The following is a 15962-nucleotide window of genomic DNA, read 5'->3' on the forward strand; positions in this document are numbered from 1 at the left end:
CGTGTCGGCCCTCTCAGCCCTTCTTCAGGACCAGTTCCACGTTGCGGTCCCCCGCCTCGCCCGACAGGTCCGTACGGGCCCCGGGCGTGTTGAACGACAGCTCTCGGTAGAGGGCCGCCAGGCCCGTCTGGGAGAGGTCGCTGAAGTCCGTGCGGTGGGGCGCCGCGGACTCGATGAGCGTGGTGAAGAGGGAGACCGTGCCGTCGTGGTTGTCCACGACCTCGATCACTCGGGCGAGTTGCGGGAAGTCGATGTGCGAGGCGGTGGAGATCTCCCAGAACGACTGGTTGCCGGAGGCCGAGTGCGGGGTGATGTCGTTCTTGTGGCTGTGCCCGTTCACCCAGGCCAGGGTGGAGCGGTGGCCGGCGAGCACGTCGACCAGTTCGTCGCCGCCGTGGCGGCTCTCGCCCGGGTGGTCCGGGTCCTCACGGAGGTTGCGCATCGTCTTGCTGGTGTGGTGGCTGAAGACGATGACGTGTTCCTTGTTCTTGTCGGCCTCCTTCAGCGTCCGCTCCAGCCAGCGCAGCTGCGCGGTGCCGATCGAGCCCTCGTAGTGACCGCCCGGGTCGGTGGTGTCGAGGCTGACGCCGATCAGGTCGTCCGCGATGCGGAACGCGTAGTACTGGGTCTTCGCGGCGAGGTTCGCCTGCGAGTAGCCGTGGCCGATGGGGCCCGCGCCGGTGTGGGCCGGGTCGAGGTGCGCCTGGAGGTACTCGGTGGGTGTGAAGGGGGCGCGTCCCTCGTCCGGGGTGACCGAACGCATCCGGCGGGCCTCGGACTTGAGCATGTCCCTGAAGGCCGCGCCCTTGGGGTCGCCGCCGTTCTTGACGTTCTTCCAGATGGCGGCGCCCACCGCCTCGTCCAGCTCCATCAGCTTCTTGCCGCCCACCGCGAATTCGGCGAAGAAGGAGTCGCCGGGCGCGTAGCAGCCGCCGGGCAGGGAGTCGTGGTTGCCGACGGTGGAGTACCAGGGCAGGTTGAGGCCGGGGCTGCGCAGCTCCCGGACGGCCGCGGCGAGGAAGCCGTCGATCTGGGGGAAGCCGAGCTGCTTGTCGGAGTCGCGAATTGCCTCGTCGGGCTGCCAGTAGAGCTTCAGGCCGCTGTTCTGGACGCCCTCGTAGCGGCGCGGATCACCGGAGTTGGGGGTGATGCGGCCGCCACTCATCACCTTCAGGAACCAGTCCAGCTCCGTTTTGGCATTGTTGTCCGTGTTGTCGCCGGTGGTCATCACGAAGTGCAGCGGGGAGCCGGTGACGGGCGCTCCGCGCAGCGCGTTGACCCGCTCGACGAGCGAGACCGCGCCGGCCACCGACAGGGACTCCTGCGGACGCCAGGCGCTGCTGGTCTGGGTGCGCAGGTACTCGTACCGCAGCGGGTGCTGTACGTCGACCAGGTGCAGGTCGGTGAACTGCACGAAGGAGGCGAGTGCGGTGCGCCGCCCCTCGCGCCCGGACTTGGCCGCGGCCAGATCGGTGCGGACGACCCGCTGCCAGGCGGGCCCGTCGCCGAGCCGCCGGAAGCCGGAGGAGGTACGGGGCGCCGCGACCGACGCCAGCGTGGTGCCACGGGTGTACGGAGCGAGCGGCGGGGCAGGTGCCTCGCGGGACATGGCCACGGCCGCGTGCCCCTGGACGGCGGCGGAGTCGGCGGCGGCCTCACCGGCGCCCGGCCGGAGCGCGAGTCCGATCCCCGCGGAGAGCGACACCGCCCCGGTGGCGGCCAGGAAGGCGCGGCGGTCACGAACAGTAGCGGTGGCGGCGGTGGCGACAGAGCGTGTGCGCGACATGGCGCGGTCTCCCCGAGTGCGAACGCGTCAACAGTGGTCTCGGACGGTTCACTGACGCGAACTGTCCGTTCACACTGGATGGTTGGCACCGGGAGTGACCTGCGCGTGAACGAGGCGGCAACGGGCAGCGCCGATCGCATACGTGGATCTTGGACCATGTGCGCGTCAACCGCCTCCTCGTCGAGCCGACGGAAGACGGTCACTCCATGTTCACTTTCTTGGGTACGGAACCTATTTCTCGAGGGTCCCCGGTTCCGCCGGAGGTATCGCCACACGCCCGGCCGCCGGGCGCTCGCGCCAGAGTGCGAGCCCCACGTCGACCAGCTCGACCCGCTCCAGACCGGATACCTCGTCCAGCGGATGCCAGGCCGCCATGTCGGTGGAGCCGTTGGTCTCGTGGCGCAGTTCGCCTCCGGTGACACGGGCCTCGTACACGATCCGCAGTCCCTGGAAGTCGGCCGTCGTGCCGAGCCGGCGCGGATAGCGGCGACGCACGGAGTCGACTCCGAGCAGCTCGACCGGCTCGACCGCGTACCCGGTCTCCTCCTCGGCCTCCCGGATCACGGTGTCGTACGGGTCCTCCCCGTGATCCATCCCGCCGCCGGGCAGCGTCCAGCGTTTGCTGCCGTCCCCGTCCACCCAGCGCGCGAGCAGCATGTGCCCGTCCCGCACGCACACGGCGTAGGCCGCCACCCTCAGCTCCTTGTGCATGCGCAGACGTTACGGCAGCGGCGGGTTGGCCGGTGAGTACTCGGGAGCGGACCAGCGCAGCGGGCTGGCTCCCGGTGTCTCGACGACCTCGGTGACCGTGAAGCCGACGGTGCGGCCGCCGTCGGGCTCGAAGTCCGTACGCGCGGTGCCCGTGAGCTGCAGTGTCGTGCCGGTGGCCCAGTCGAGGAGCAGCAGCCCGGCGCGCGGATCGGCCGCCAGGTTGCCGAGCGTGAGGAACATGGAGTTGCCGGGGTAGTCCCGCCAGCTCAGTTCGGACGGTGAATGGCGCGTACGAAGCCGGGGTTGCCGCCCCGGTGGCTGGCGTCGGCGCCGTGCCCGTGGACGGTGGCGAGGAAGAAGGTGTCGGCGGCTTCGACGAACTTCCGCTGTTCCGGAAGGAGTTGACCGCTCCTCCGCGCGGCACCCGCCGTCCGGCGCGGCACCTCCTCGTAATGGTCCCTCTTCTGCAGGTACTTGGGGCAGTTGGAGAACACCTGGTCGGCCTCGACCGCGAATCCGCGGGGCGTGGGGCGGGCCCGTCCGTTGAGGCGCATACGGCGGCGGGTGCGCGGGTCCAGCGCGATGGTGCCGACCGGGACGCCGGCCGACTCCCCGATCGGGATGCCGGTCGGGGAGTCGGCCGGGGTATGGGGCGGGGTGTGGGCCGCGAGCGTGTCCGCGAGGGGGTCGCCCTCGCGCACGCCGCCCGCCACCGAGATCTGCCGGGGTCCCGTAGCCCTGACGAACCCGGGGGCGCCGGTGAGCAACGAGGCCCAGACCCGGCCCGCCCGGTCGGCCGCGCCGAGCACCAGCATCGGCTGGAGTTCCAGGAAGGCGGCGGCCACCGGTCTGATGCCCTGGCCGATGGACCGGCCGACGTGATCGGCGAACTCGCGCACACCGACGCGGTCCTGCACGGCGCGCGAACCGGGGTGATAGGGGTCGTACGCGGCCACGAGATCCATCCTTTAAAAGAAACCGCAGGTCGGAGCGGTCCCGGAAGGCGCCGGAGCCTCTTCGGCGCCGCTCGGCGCGTAGATCTCCAGGCGGGTTCCGTCCGGGTCGTGGAAGAAGATGCCGCCCGACGCCGCGCCCTCGCCATGGGCGACGACACCGTCGTACGCGAAGTCGACGCCGTACGCGCGCAATGTCGCCTCGTACTCCCGGACCCGCTCGACCGTGTCGGCCTCGACGGCGAGGTGATGAAGGCCGGCGCGCCCGGAGTCGTACGCGCCCTGAGCCTGTTCCCACAGCGTGAGCGTCGGGCGGCCGGACTCGCCGAAGAACGCGAACCGGCGGCCCTGCTCCTTCCCCTCGGCGATCACACCGAAGCCGAGGACGTCCCGGTAGAAGGCGAGCGAGCGGTCGAGGTCCGTGACATTGAGACCGATGTGGCCGGTGCGCAACGTGCTGGTTGCCGACATGGCTCACCCCTTCGTCAGCGGCTGCCCGCCTCATGCGGGCTAACCTGTGTAATGGAGATTAGCGGTTAGGTGCGAGATCGTGCAACCGGCCACGTACCCTTGACCGGTTAGCACTGGAGGGAGACCCGAGATGTCCGCCGCCCGCGATCCGCGTCCTCTCACCGGCGAGCCGCTCTCCCTCGACCTGCTCAACACGCGGTGGATGCACGAGGGCGCGGTGCGGGACCTGCTCGTGGACATCGACGGACTGGCCGTGTGGCTGGCCGCGAACGGGCTCGATCACTTCACCGCGGACGAGGCGGCACTGCGCCACGTCCTGCGGGCGCGGGACGCCCTGCGAGCGGTCGTCGACGGCCCGCTGGACGCGGAGAGTGCCGGGCGGGTCGACGCCGTCCTGGGCCACGGCCGGATCCGCGCGACGCTCACTGCCGAAGGGCCGGGCGAACGTGCGGAGTTCAGCGACACATCATGGGGGCCGGCCTGGCTCGCGGCCCGCGACTACCTGGAGTTGCTGAGCACGGCCCCCGACCGCGTCCGCGCCTGCGCGCACGAGGCGTGCATCCTGCACTTCTTCGACACCTCGCGGAACGGCACCCGCCGGTGGTGCTCCATGGCGGTGTGCGGCAACCGCGCGAAGGTGTCCCGCCACTACGCGCGCGCGAAGGAGAGCTGAGCGCGGGTCTCCGACCGACTGACCGGCCGGTCGGCCGATCGGCCGATCGGCCGACCGACTGCGGGCAGGGCAGGGCGGGGCGGGCGGGCGTCCGGTGTGCCGCACCGGACGCCCGCCCTTTCCGGCTCGCCTCAGCGCCCGGGGCCCGGGCACTCCAGCCCGCGCGCCCCCGGCAGCGCGTCCACGATGTCCTTGCGGGCGTCGCCGACGCCCCAGCCGACCTCCCAGTCCTGCCGGTCCTCCGGATACACCGGCACCCGCACCAGGGTGTAGTCACCGACCTTCAGGTCCTTGCGCGCGCTGCCCAGCAGCGTGACGGCGATCGTCGGGTGCTTCGCCACGGACCGCTCGGGCCGGTAGTAGCGCTTCACCTCCAGCACTACCCGTACGTCCCCGTCGTCACGCGGCGTGATGCTCCGCACGGTGCCCTCGACGAGGACCTTCGAGCAGGCGATGTGCATCTCGGGCGAGTACTCCGCGTTGCCGCTGTCCTCGTTGGTCCCCTGTTGCGCGGCCGACTTGTCGCTCGCCGCGCCGCTGTCGCTGCCCGCGCTGCCGTTCATGCCGAACCACACGAGTCCGCCCAGCATCGCCGTCCCCATGCCGAGGGCGAGGGCACCCAGCGCCACGCCCGCGTAGCGCCTGGGCCGGCTTGGTTTCACTGATTTCGCCGGTTTCGCTGGTTTCGCCGGCCGGGGCAGCTTCGTACTGGCCGGCCTCAGCGGCTCGGCGGCCGGCGACCGCTCGGGGCGCTCGCTCTCCGCGGCCAGGGCATCCCCCATGATCCGCAACTGCTCCCGCAGCGTCGCCACGTCCGCCACCGCCGACCGGTGCTCCGCCATGAACGCCTCGTTCTCGACGGCCTCCGGGGGCAGAGGTTCATCCAAGAGCGCGGCCAGCAGGGCATCGGCTTGCTGATCGCCTTCGTACTCGGCCACGTCACACCACCTCGTCCTCGTGCAGGCGGGCGCGCAGCGCGCGGACCGCCGTGTGCAGCCTGCTCTTGACCGTGCCCTCCGGGATGCCGAGCTCCTCGGCTATCCCACGGACCGGCAGGTCGGCGTAGAAGCGCAGGACGAGGACCTGCCGCTGGGCGTCGGGCAGCTCGTCCAGGCCCTGGGCCACGGCGAGCGAGAGCACCTTCGAGTCGTCGCCCGAGGTGTGCTCCATTTGGCGCAGCGAGGCCAGACGTTCTCCGATCCGTTCCTGGCGGCGCCTGGCCCGGTGCCAGTCCATCGCCAGGTTCGACGCGACGACCGCCGCCCACGCAGACACGTCGCGCGGCGCCTCCGCGCCTCTCGCCGCCCGCTCCAGGAGCCGCAGCCGGACCTGCTGTACCCCGTCCAGCAGGTCAGCCTGCGGCACCCCGCCGAGCGCGAGCACCGCACGCACCCGGCGCTCCTGGGCCGCGTCCAGCGGATCGTCGACCGGAGCGTCGACCCCCTGGGCGCGGCGGGCTTTTCTGCGCAGCACAGCCACCCCTCCCTTGGGGGGTGCCGTGTGGTGCAGGCCGGGCTCGCGGGGTCTGGCACGCACCACACGGCACCCCCCAACCGCGTTTCCTCTAGGACGCCGGTACGGTGCGAAACGTTCGACCGAGACGTACGTCACATCGCCCGGGGGCACACCGTCCCACTCCTCGGGCAACACGACAAAGGATTGGACAGCCGGACCGGGGACAGACGCATGATGGAAGCGCCGTCCAGTAATGCCCAGGTAAAAGGAGTCGCCGTGAAGGTCGGAATCGTCGGAGCCACCGGTCAGGTCGGCACGGTCATGCGCAGGATCCTCGCCGAGCGGGACTTCCCGGTCGCCGAGCTGCGTCTGTTCGCCTCGGCCCGCTCGGCCGGCACGGCCCTCGACGGTGTGACGGTGGAGGACGCCGCCACGGCCGACTACTCCGGCCTGGACATCGTGCTCTTCTCCGCGGGCGGCGCGACCTCCCGGGCGCTGGCCGAGGAGGTCGCCTCGCAGGGCCCGGTCGTGATCGACAACTCCTCGGCCTGGCGCCGCGACCCGGACGTACCCCTGGTGGTGTCCGAGGTGAACCCGCACGCGATCGCGGACCGCCCCAAGGGGATCATCGCCAACCCGAACTGCACGACGATGGCCGCGATGCCGGTGCTGAAGCCGTTGCACGAGGAGGCGGGGCTGGAGGCGCTGGTCGTCGCGACGTACCAGGCGGTGTCCGGCTCCGGCCTGGCAGGCGTCGCCGAGCTGCACGGCCAGGCGCAGAAGGTCGTCGCCGACGCGGACCAGCTGACCCACGACGGCGCGGCGGTCGACTTCCCCGAGCCCCAGGTCTACAAGCGTCCCATCGCCTTCAACGTCCTCCCCCTCGCGGGCTCCATCGTCGACGACGGCCTGGGCGAGACCGACGAGGAACAGAAGCTCCGCAACGAGTCCCGCAAGATCCTGGAGATCCCGGCGCTGAAGGTCTCCGGCACCTGCGTCCGTGTCCCGGTCTTCTCCGGCCACTCCCTCCAGATCAACGCCCGCTTCGCGCGTCCGCTGTCGGTGGAGCGCGCGACGGAGCTCCTGGCGGGCGCTCCGGGCGTCGCCCTGTCGGACATCCCGACCCCCCTCGAGGCCGCCGGCCAGGACCCGTCCTACGTGGGCCGCATCCGCACGGACGAGACCGTGGAGAACGGCCTCGCCCTGTTCGTCTCCAACGACAACCTCCGCAAGGGCGCGGCGCTGAACGCGGTCCAGATCGCGGAACTGGTGGCGGCGGAACTCAAGGGCTGAGGCTCAAGGCCTGAAGCCAAGGGCCACAAGCGGCCTCGCCGCCGCGCCTGCCGCGGGCTTGTGTCGAACCGGCCACGGCGGCGTGCGGTTTATGTGAAGATCCCGCCATGACCCAGATGGCCAAGGGCGGCAATGTGCCCGTTCCGGTGGAAGCCCTTCAGGCGGCGGTGACCTGGCAGCAGGGCCCGGATGTTCCGGACGTGGACGTCTCGGCCCTGCTGCTCGACGGTACGGGTCGCGTCCGGTCGGACGCCGACCTCGTCTTCTACAACCAGCGCGAGCATCCCTCGAGGGCCGTGCGCCATCTGGGCAAGGGACAGGGCCCGGGCGGGACGGCCGCCGACTGGATCTGGTTGGACCTGGCGGCCGTCGAGGCCCAGGTGGACCGGGTCGTGGTGGCCGCCTCCGCCGACGCGGGCACGTTCGGGCAGATACCGATGCTGGACATCCGGGTCGGCCTCCCCGCGGGGCAGCCGGTCGCGTCCTTCTCGATCGGCGACGCGACCACGGAAACGGCCTTTGTCTTCGGGGAGTTCTACCGCAGGAACGGCGGCTGGAAGTTCCGCGCGGTGGGCCAGGGCTACGACTCGGGCCTGGCCGGGCTCGCGACGGACTTCGGAATCGCCGTCGAGGAGACGCCGGCCCCTCAGGGCCCGCCGCCCCCTCCGCCGATGCCCGTCGCACCCCCGCCCGCACCCGCACCTCCACCTCCCGCCTTCACGCCGGCTCCGCTCTCCCAGGCGCAGGGCCAGGGACAGTGGCCCGGGCAGATGCAAGGGCTGAGCCAGACGCAGGGACAGATACAGGGGCAGGGGCAGGGGCAGGGGCAGGGGATCCTCGCCGATCTCGCGGTCGGGTTCGCGCCCTTCGTCCACCAGGGCTCGGGCAAGCAGCGCGTCACCTGTCCGCCGTCCCTGCCGCCCGGCTGCCGCGTGGTCGTCGAGATCGAGTGCCGCGACAGCATCTCGGTCACCCTGTACACGTGCGACGAGTACGGCCGCACGGACGAGCTGCTGCTGGACGCCTACGAGGACGAAGTCCACGGCCGCACGGTGACCACCGTCCCCGGCGACCGCCCGCTGTCCCTGAGCGTGGAGGCCGACACCCCGTGGATCCTGCGGGTGCTGCCGCTCGGCCACGCCCGGCGGCTGGAGCACACCCTCCACGGCAGGGGCCCGGACCTGCTGGTGTACGAGGGACAACCGGGCGTGCTCTCCTTCACGCACCAGGGCGAGAGCAACTTCACCGTCTGGTACCACTGTTCGTCCACCGATCCCCACTGGCCGGAGGACGAACAGGAGCTCCTCGTCAACGAGGTCGGCCGCCTCGACGTACTGGCCCCGGTCCAGCGCCCCGGACTGCTGCGCGTGGGAGCCGACGGCCCATGGCGGATCGCGGTGGGCGGCTGACGGCTCAGGGCCGGCGTACCTCGTACAGGAAGCAGCCGTACTCCACGGCCCGTACGTGCACGAGGGCCACCTCGGGGTCGGCGAACGCCTCCGCGAACGCGTCGTCGAAGCTCTCCGGAGGCTCGACGAGGCGCCCGCCGAGGATGTGCCCCTGTGCCGAGTAGCGGCGAAGGGTGCGATGGGCCTTCGAGAACGGAAGTCCGTCCAGGTCGGGTCCCGCACAGTCGTCCGCGTGGATGAAGACCGGGCCCTGTTCGTCGTACGCGCCCGGATCGGCGCCCGTCTCCGCCGCCCAGCGGCGCAGCGGGGCGTACGAGACGAGAGCGATCGTTTCGCCCGGCTCGCTGCGGCGCAGGCAGCAGCGGAGCGGGGCACCCCCCTCGCCGTCCACGAAGGGAACCGTCGGGCGACCCGCGTCGTCGACGGAGCGCAACTCCTTCAGGGCGGTGGGCGGGACGGGGCGTGCGGTGTACGTCGTCGTGTCCTCGATGTACGTCGTCATGTCATCGATGCTCCCGCCCGCGCGAGCCTCTCACCGGCGGGAAACGGACGTCGCCTTCCCCGCAGGTCCCGTGGAAGGATGGCCGAACCCACACATAACGAGGAGATGACCGCGTGCCTGGCACAAACCTGACCCGCGAAGAGGCTCAGCAGCGGGCGAAGCTGCTCACCGTTGACTCGTACGAGATCGATCTCGACCTCTCCGGCGCGCAGGAGGGCGGCACCTACCGGTCCGTGACCACGGTGCGCTTCGACTCGGCCGAGAACGGCGCCGAGTCCTTCATCGACCTGGTGGCCCCGACCGTCCACGAGATCGCCCTCAATGGTGACCACCTCGATCCCGACGAGGTCTTCAAGGACTCGCGGATCGCGCTCCCGGGCATCCTGCGGGGACGCAATGTCCTGCGGGTCGTGGCCGACTGCGCGTACACCAACACCGGTGAGGGGCTTCACCGGTTCGTCGATCCGGTCGACCAACAGGCCTACCTCTACACACAGTTCGAGGTTCCGGACGCACGCCGCGTGTTCGCGTCCTTCGAGCAGCCCGATCTGAAGGCCACCTTCCAGTTCACCGTGAAGGCGCCGACGGGCTGGACGGTCATCTCCAACTCCCCGACGCCCGAGCCCAAGGACGACACCTGGGTCTTCGAGCCGACGCCGAGGATCTCCACCTACATCACCGCGCTCATCGTCGGCCCCTACCACAGCGTCCACAGCGTGTACGAGAAGGACGGGCAGTCCGTCCCGCTCGGCATCTACTGCCGTCCCTCCCTCGCCGAGTTCCTCGACTCGGACGCGATCTTCGAGGTCACGCGGCAGGGCTTCGACTGGTTCCAGGAGAAGTTCGACTACGCGTACCCGTTCAAGAAGTACGACCAGCTCTTCGTGCCGGAGTTCAACGCGGGGGCGATGGAGAACGCGGGCGCGGTCACCATTCGCGACCAGTACGTCTTCCGCTCGAAGGTGACGGACGCGGCGTACGAGATGCGCGCCGAGACCATCCTGCACGAGCTCGCCCACATGTGGTTCGGCGACCTCGTGACCATGGAGTGGTGGAACGACCTGTGGCTCAACGAGTCGTTCGCCACATACACCTCGATCGCCTGCCAGGCGTACTCCCCCGACTCGCGCTGGCCGCACTCGTGGACCAGCTTCGCCAACCAGATGAAGACGTGGGCGTACCGGCAGGACCAGCTGCCGTCCACGCACCCGATCATGGCCGAGATCCGCGACCTCGACGACGTGCTCGTCAACTTCGACGGGATCACGTACGCGAAGGGTGCGAGCGTGCTGAAGCAGCTCGTCGCGTACGTCGGCATGGACGAGTTCTTCCGGGGCGTGCAGGCTTATTTCAAGACGCACGCGTACGGAAACACGCGGCTGTCGGACCTCCTCGGCGCGCTGGAGGAGACCAGCGGGCGCGACCTGAAGAACTGGTCGGAGAAATGGCTCCAGACCGCCGGCATCAACATCCTCCGTCCCGAGATCGAGACGGACGCGGACGGTGTCATCACGTCCTTCGTGATCCGCCAGGAGGCCCCTGCCCTGCCCGCCGGCGCGAAGGGCGAGCCGACGCTGCGCCCGCACCGTATCGCCATCGGCCTCTACGACCTCGACGACGACAGCGGCAAACTGCGGCGGGGCGGCGAGGACAGCGGCGCCGGCCGCATCGAGCTCGACGTCGACGGCGAACTGACCGCCGTACCCGAGCTGGTGGGCAGGCGCCGCCCGGCGATCGTGCTCCTCAACGACGACGACCTCTCGTACGCGAAGGTCCGCCTCGACGAGGATTCGCTGGCGTTCGTGACGGAGCACCTGGGCGACTTCGAGGCGTCCCTCCCCCGTGCCCTGTGCTGGGCCTCGGCCTGGGACATGACGCGTGACGCGGAGCTCGCCACCCGCGACTACCTGTCCCTCGTGCTGTCCGGCATCGGCAAGGAGTCGGACATCGGCGTCGTACAGACGCTGCACCGCCAGGTGAAGCTGGCCCTCGACCTGTACGCGGACCCGGCCTGGCGCGAGGCCGGCCTGACCCGCTGGACCGAGGCCACGCTCGCGCACCTGCGCGCGGCGGCCCCGGGCAGCGACCACCAGCTGGCCTGGGCGCGCGCCTTCGCGGCGACCGCCCGTACCCCGGAGCAGCTGGACCTCCTGGAGGGCCTGCTCGACGGCGGCGAGACCATCGAGGGGCTGGCCGTCGACACCGAGCTGCGCTGGACGTTCGTACAGCGGCTCGCGGCGGTGGGCCGGTTCGACGAGGCGGAGATCGCGGGCGAGTACGAGCGCGACAAGACGGCCGCCGGTGAGCGCCACGCGGCGACCGCCCGGGCCGCCCGCCCGACCGAGGAGGCGAAGGCGGAGGCCTGGGCCTCGGTCGTCGAGTCCGACAAGCTCCCGAACGCCGTGCAGGAAGCGGTGATCGGCGGCTTCGTCCAGACCGACCAGCGCGAACTCCTGGCCTCGTACACGGAGAAGTACTTCGCTGCCGTCAAGGACGTCTGGGAGTCCCGCTCGCACGAGATGGCCCAGCAGATCGCGGTCGGTCTCTACCCGGCCGTGCAGGTCTCCCAGGACACCCTGGAGAAGACGGACGCCTGGCTGGCCTCCGCCGAGCCGAACGCGGCCCTGCGCCGCCTGGTCTCGGAGTCCCGCTCCGGCATCGAACGCGCCCTGAAGGCCCAGTCAGCGGACGCGGCGGCACAGCCGTAGGCCATACGCCTCAGCCCCGCGCCCCTGACGGGGCGCGGGGCTGAGGCGTATGCGGCTCCGCCGCGTGGGCGCGACCAGCCACGGACGGCCCGCGGCATCAGGACCGCACTTCCCGTGGGCTCGGAGCGCCACCCGGCGTTCCGAGCCCACGGGCCACCACGGCCCCGCCGTCGCCTCCACCCCGGACGGGGGTACGCGGTCCCAGTTGACCGAACACCGTCGCTCCGAAGGCCAGCGCCATACCCGCCACCTGCACGGGACCGAGCGCCTGGCCGAGCGCCGCCCAGCCGACGACGGCCGCGGTCAGCGGGGAGAGCGGGCCGAGGAAGGTGACCTGGGTGGCGGCGAGGCGGCCGATGCCGCGGAACCAGAGCCAGTACGCCACCGCCGTGTTGGCCAGCGCGAGGTAGAGGTAGCCGCCGATCGCCCGGCCGTCGAGCGCGGGCGGCGCCCCCTCGACGAGCAGCGCGATCGGCGCGATCAGCAGGCCGCCCGCGGTCAGCTGCCAGCCGGTGAGGGCGAGCGGCCCCACGCCGTCGGGCCGGCCCCACCGCTTGGTGAGGACCGTGCCCGCGGACATCGAGGCGGTCGACGCGACGGCCGCCATGACGCCTATGACATCCAGCGCACCGGCCGCTTTCAGTACGACGAGGCTGACGCCGAGCGCCGCCGCGATGCCGGTGAGCAGCGTACGCACGGTCGGGCGCTCGCCCAGCAGGACCGCCGCGAGACCCGCGACGAACAGCGGGCCGACGGAGCCGACGACCGCCGCCATACCGCCGGGCAGGCGATAGGCGGAGAGGAAGAGGAGCGGGAAGAAGGCGCCGATGTTCAGGGCGCCCAGGACCGCCGCCTTCCCCCACCAGACGCCGCGCGGCAGTCTCCGGGCGACCGCGAGCAGTACGAGCCCGGCGGGCAGGGCCCGCATCAGGCCGGTGAACAGAGGGCGGTCGGCCGGCAGGAACTCCGTGGTGACGGCGTAGGTGGTGCCCCAGGAGATGGGCGCCAGCGCGGTGAGGGCGATGGTGACGGGGGCGGCGGAGGTGGCGGGGCGGCTCATGACCGGCTCCAGGCGACGGCAGGATGGCGGGCGGGAGGAAGTGGCTTGGGCGTAAGTAGCTTACCTATAAGCTACTTATCGTCAAGCTACTTTCTTGCGACCGAGCGAACGAATGCGGATACTCCCCGTATGGCCACGCCCGAGTCCCCCCGAGACGCCGTCGACGCGATCATCGACCAGTGGGCGGTCGTCCGCCCCGATCTGAACACCACCGCGATGGAGGTCTTCGGCCGTATCTACCGGCTCTCACGGACGTTGGGCGACCGGATGGACAAGGCGTACGCGCGGTTCGGGGTCTCGCGCGGCGAGTTCGACGTACTCGCCACACTCCGGCGGACCGGCGCCCCGTACACCCTCTCGCCCCGACGGCTCTCCGAGACGCTGATGCTGACCACCGGGGGGATGACCGGCCGGCTGGACAAACTGGAGCGGGCCGGCCTGCTCCGCAGGTCCCCCGACCCGCACGACCGCCGGGCCCTCCAGGTCACGCTCACCAACAAGGGCCTGGCGATGATCGACGACGCGGTCGAGGCCGGGCTCGCCCTCCAGACGCAGGCGCTGTCGGCGCTTGATGAGGACCAAGCCGGACAACTGGCCGACCTGCTGCGTCAGCTGCTCGCGGGCACGGTCGACCCAGAGCCTTGGAGCTGAGAACACGCCGAGGGCGCCTTCCTCGCCCGCGTACCGCGAAACGCGCGTACGTGGGCGAGGAAGGCGCCCTCGGAAAGATCCGGAGAACCCCCGGGAGTCAGCCCTGCTTGGACTTGGGCTGCCGGTCCGTCGACTTGTCCAGGACCATGACCAGGCCGGCGATGACCGCGAACAGCACGATCGGCGCCACGACATAGAGGCCCAGCGTGTCGATGACGCTCAGACCCGAGCCGGGGTCGTCGCCGTCGTCGGGAATCAGTGCGAGCGCGGGGGACGACATGAGCAGCATCATCAGCGTCGTACCGGCGGCCAGCGTGCCGGCGCGCAGGGCGTTCTTCTTGTCCACGGAGCAAACGTAGCGAACCCCTAATCCGGTCGCGCGCCCGGGGGTGCCGTATGAGGCTCGCACCGCTCGGCGGCCCGTCCGCGCACCACGTCGAGCAGGGCGTGCAGACGAGGAGAGGCGGCGAGTTCGTCCAGGGTGACGGGGCGGCCCTCGGCGTCGGCGACGGGCAGGCGCCAGTTCGGGTACTGGTCCCAGGTGCCGGGCAGGTTCTGCGGGCGGCGGTCGCCGACGGTGTCCGGGAGCCAGACGCCGATCATGCGGGCCGGGGTGCGCAACAGGAAGCCGTGCAGGGCCTGGATCTCGGCTTCTTCCGAGACTCCGGCTCCGCCGCCGGCCCCGTCGAGCAGCCCGAGCCGGGCGAGCAGCGCCAGCCACTCCCCCGTCTCCGCGGACGCCTCGGCTCGCTCCTCCTCCAGAGGGCGGGCCAACAGGCCCAGACGGTCCCGGAGTTCGACATGGTCGCCGGTGAGACGGGCTGCGGTGGGCGGCAGGTCGTGGGTGGTGACGGTGGCCAGGCAGTCGTCGCGCCAGCGTTCGGGCGGCAGGGGCAGGCCGTCGCCGTCCCAGTCCCGCTCGAACCACAGCACGGATGTGCCGAGCACGCCGCGCTCATGCAGCGTCTCGCGGACGCCCGGCTCGACGGTGCCGAGGTCCTCGCCGATCACCAGCGCTCCGGCGCGCGAGGCCTCCAGCGCGAGGATCGCGAGCATGGCCTCGGCGTCATAGCGAACGTACGTTCCTTCGGTCGGCGCCTCTCCCCGCGGGATCCACCAGAGCCGGAAGAGGCCCATGACGTGGTCGATGCGCAGGGCACCGGCGTGCCGGAGCAGGGCACGCAGCAGGCGGCGGTACGGGGCGTAGCCGGACTCGGCCAGCCGGTCGGGGCGCCAGGGAGGCAGGCCCCAGTCCTGGCCGCGGGCGTTGAAGGCGTCCGGGGGCGCTCCGACCGACATGCCGTCCGCGAAGTACTCCTGCTGCGCCCACGCGTCCGCGCCGCCGGGGTGCACGCCGACGGCGAGGTCATGGACGAGTCCCACGGCCATGCCCGCGTCGCGCGCGCTGCGCTGGGCGGTGGCGAGCTGTGCGTCGGTGAGCCAGGCGAGGCGGCTGTGGAAGTCGACGCGGTCCATCAGCTCGCCGCGGGCCCGGGAAGTCGCGGCCGAGCGCGGGTCACGCAGTCCCGAGGGCCAGGAGTGCCAGTCGGAGCCGTACCTCTCGGCGAGCGCGCACCACGTGGCGTGGTCCTCCAGGGCCTCGCCCTCCTCGGCGAGGAAGTCGCAGTAGGCGGCGCGTCGTCCGGGCCCCAGCGGCACCTCGCGCACCAGCTCCAGCGCCTCGCGCTTGAGCTCCCACACGGCGTCGCGGTCGATCAACGCGCCCTTGTGGAGGACGGATCCGCGCAGTCGGTCGGCGCGCTCCAGCAGCGTACGGACCCGGTCACGGTCCTCGACGTACGCGAATTCCGGGATGTCCTCGACGCGCAGATACACGGGGTCGGGGAAACGGCGCGAGGAGGGCCGGTACGGAGAGGGGTCGGTGGGCGCGCCCGGTACGGCCGCGTGCAGCGGGTTGACCTGTACGAATCCAGCGCCGTGCGCCCGCCCCGCCCAGGCCGTCAGCTCGGCGAGGTCCCCGAGGTCGCCCATGCCCCAGGAGTGGTGGGAGAGGAGGGAGTAGAGCTGGACGAGCAGTCCGTATGTGCGCCCCGGGGGCGTCGGCAGCCGGGCCGGGGCGACGACGAGGTGGGCGCGGCCGGTGCGGCCGTCAGGGGCAGTGGCCTCCAACTCGTGGACGCCCTCTGGTAGTTGCTCCGCCGAGGCACGGGTTTCGCCCTGCTCGGTGCGGATGCGCAGGCGGGTGCCCGCGGGGAGTGCGGCGAGAGCGGTGGGGAGCGGGCCGCTCGGGCGCCCGGCTCGCGCGGCGGGCGCGGGGGCGTCCGCCGCG

General features: G+C 71.5%; 14 protein-coding genes and 1 pseudogene. 5 read left to right on the forward strand and 10 right to left on the reverse strand.

The annotated features are described in order from the left end of the window. Positions 1 to 13 precede the first annotated feature (13 nt). From FE633_RS31160 to FE633_RS31175, 4 genes and pseudogenes are all read right to left on the reverse strand, one after another. Positions 14 to 1786, reverse strand: coding sequence for a TIGR03767 family metallophosphoesterase (locus tag FE633_RS31160; RefSeq protein WP_138048515.1), 1773 nt, complete (start codon positions 1784 to 1786; stop codon positions 14 to 16). A 231-nt stretch (positions 1787 to 2017) separates the two neighbouring features. After that, positions 2018 to 2497 (reverse strand): NUDIX hydrolase, encoded by a 480-nt coding sequence (locus tag FE633_RS31165; protein ID WP_138048516.1) that lies wholly within the window; start codon positions 2495 to 2497, stop codon positions 2018 to 2020. 9 nt (positions 2498 to 2506) lie between these two features. After that, positions 2507 to 3462: pseudogene (locus tag FE633_RS31170) on the reverse strand (pyridoxamine 5'-phosphate oxidase family protein). A 3-nt stretch (positions 3463 to 3465) separates the two neighbouring features. Beyond that, the gene (locus FE633_RS31175; protein WP_138048517.1) at positions 3466 to 3921 is read right to left on the reverse strand and encodes a VOC family protein; all 456 of its coding nucleotides are present in this window, start codon (positions 3919 to 3921) and stop codon (positions 3466 to 3468) included. 130 nt (positions 3922 to 4051) lie between these two features. Between FE633_RS31175 and FE633_RS31180 the strand changes: the two genes are divergently transcribed. After that, positions 4052 to 4594: a CGNR zinc finger domain-containing protein gene (locus FE633_RS31180; protein WP_138048518.1), complete on the forward strand. Its 543-nt coding sequence runs from the start codon at positions 4052 to 4054 to the stop codon at positions 4592 to 4594. A gap of 131 nt (positions 4595 to 4725) precedes the next feature. Here the strand turns inward: FE633_RS31180 and FE633_RS31185 are convergent, their stop codons facing one another. Both FE633_RS31185 and FE633_RS31190 read right to left on the reverse strand, forming a co-directional pair. Beyond that, positions 4726 to 5532, reverse strand: a complete 807-nt coding sequence (locus FE633_RS31185; protein ID WP_138048519.1) for a hypothetical protein — start codon at positions 5530 to 5532, stop codon at positions 4726 to 4728. Between the two features lies 1 nt (position 5533). After that, positions 5534 to 6073: a sigma-70 family RNA polymerase sigma factor gene (locus FE633_RS31190; RefSeq protein ID WP_171060184.1), complete on the reverse strand. Its 540-nt coding sequence runs from the start codon at positions 6071 to 6073 to the stop codon at positions 5534 to 5536. A 252-nt stretch (positions 6074 to 6325) separates the two neighbouring features. Here FE633_RS31190 and FE633_RS31195 point away from each other — a divergent pair, with 252 nt between their 5' ends. Both FE633_RS31195 and FE633_RS31200 read left to right on the forward strand, forming a co-directional pair. After that, positions 6326 to 7342, forward strand: a complete 1017-nt coding sequence (locus tag FE633_RS31195) for an aspartate-semialdehyde dehydrogenase (protein ID WP_138048521.1) — start codon at positions 6326 to 6328, stop codon at positions 7340 to 7342. Positions 7343 to 7449: 107 nt separating this feature from the next. Beyond that, on the forward strand, positions 7450 to 8751 hold the full coding sequence (locus FE633_RS31200) for a TerD family protein (RefSeq protein ID WP_138048522.1): 1302 nt from the start codon (positions 7450 to 7452) through the stop codon (positions 8749 to 8751). 4 nt (positions 8752 to 8755) lie between these two features. On the opposite strand, the gene FE633_RS31205 is transcribed toward FE633_RS31200, so the two are convergent. After that, positions 8756 to 9253, reverse strand: coding sequence for a DUF1203 domain-containing protein (locus FE633_RS31205; RefSeq protein ID WP_138048523.1), 498 nt, complete (start codon positions 9251 to 9253; stop codon positions 8756 to 8758). Positions 9254 to 9366: 113 nt separating this feature from the next. Between FE633_RS31205 and pepN the strand changes: the two genes are divergently transcribed. Next, complete coding sequence (gene pepN / locus FE633_RS31210; protein ID WP_138048524.1) at positions 9367 to 11961, forward strand: aminopeptidase N; 2595 nt, start codon at positions 9367 to 9369, stop codon at positions 11959 to 11961. Positions 11962 to 12058: 97 nt separating this feature from the next. Here the strand turns inward: pepN and FE633_RS31215 are convergent, their stop codons facing one another. Continuing rightward, positions 12059 to 13021 carry an EamA family transporter gene (locus FE633_RS31215; RefSeq protein ID WP_138048525.1) on the reverse strand — a complete coding sequence of 321 codons (963 nt, stop codon included), beginning with the start codon at positions 13019 to 13021 and terminating at the stop codon, positions 12059 to 12061. A gap of 129 nt (positions 13022 to 13150) precedes the next feature. Between FE633_RS31215 and FE633_RS31220 the strand changes: the two genes are divergently transcribed. Next, positions 13151 to 13672: a MarR family winged helix-turn-helix transcriptional regulator gene (locus FE633_RS31220; protein WP_138048526.1), complete on the forward strand. Its 522-nt coding sequence runs from the start codon at positions 13151 to 13153 to the stop codon at positions 13670 to 13672. Between the two features lie 97 nt (positions 13673 to 13769). On the opposite strand, the gene FE633_RS31225 is transcribed toward FE633_RS31220, so the two are convergent. After that, the gene (locus FE633_RS31225) at positions 13770 to 14018 is read right to left on the reverse strand and encodes a hypothetical protein (RefSeq protein WP_138048527.1); all 249 of its coding nucleotides are present in this window, start codon (positions 14016 to 14018) and stop codon (positions 13770 to 13772) included. Positions 14019 to 14038: 20 nt separating this feature from the next. Next, the coding region (malQ, locus tag FE633_RS31230; protein WP_138048528.1) for a 4-alpha-glucanotransferase at positions 14039 to 15962 on the reverse strand (1924 nt) is incomplete at its 5' end.

Source organism: Streptomyces montanus, from assembly GCF_005786655.1.
GTDB classification, from domain to species: domain Bacteria; phylum Actinomycetota; class Actinomycetes; order Streptomycetales; family Streptomycetaceae; genus Streptomyces; species Streptomyces sporangiiformans.

Excerpts from the sequence above, each read along its gene's own strand:
- FE633_RS31160 (WP_138048515.1), bottom strand. The coding sequence starts at position 1,786 with ATGTCGCGCACACGCTCTGTCGCCACCGCCGCCACCGCTACTGTTCGT.
- FE633_RS31165 (WP_138048516.1), bottom strand. The coding sequence starts at position 2,497 with ATGCACAAGGAGCTGAGGGTGGCGGCCTACGCCGTGTGCGTGCGGGAC.
- FE633_RS31175 (WP_138048517.1), bottom strand. The coding sequence starts at position 3,921 with ATGTCGGCAACCAGCACGTTGCGCACCGGCCACATCGGTCTCAATGTC.
- FE633_RS31200 (WP_138048522.1), top strand. The coding sequence starts at position 7,450 with ATGACCCAGATGGCCAAGGGCGGCAATGTGCCCGTTCCGGTGGAAGCC.
- FE633_RS31205 (WP_138048523.1), bottom strand. The coding sequence starts at position 9,253 with ATGACGACGTACATCGAGGACACGACGACGTACACCGCACGCCCCGTC.
- FE633_RS31180 (WP_138048518.1), top strand. The coding sequence starts at position 4,052 with ATGTCCGCCGCCCGCGATCCGCGTCCTCTCACCGGCGAGCCGCTCTCC.
- FE633_RS31220 (WP_138048526.1), top strand. The coding sequence starts at position 13,151 with ATGGCCACGCCCGAGTCCCCCCGAGACGCCGTCGACGCGATCATCGAC.
- FE633_RS31215 (WP_138048525.1), bottom strand. The coding sequence starts at position 13,021 with ATGAGCCGCCCCGCCACCTCCGCCGCCCCCGTCACCATCGCCCTCACC.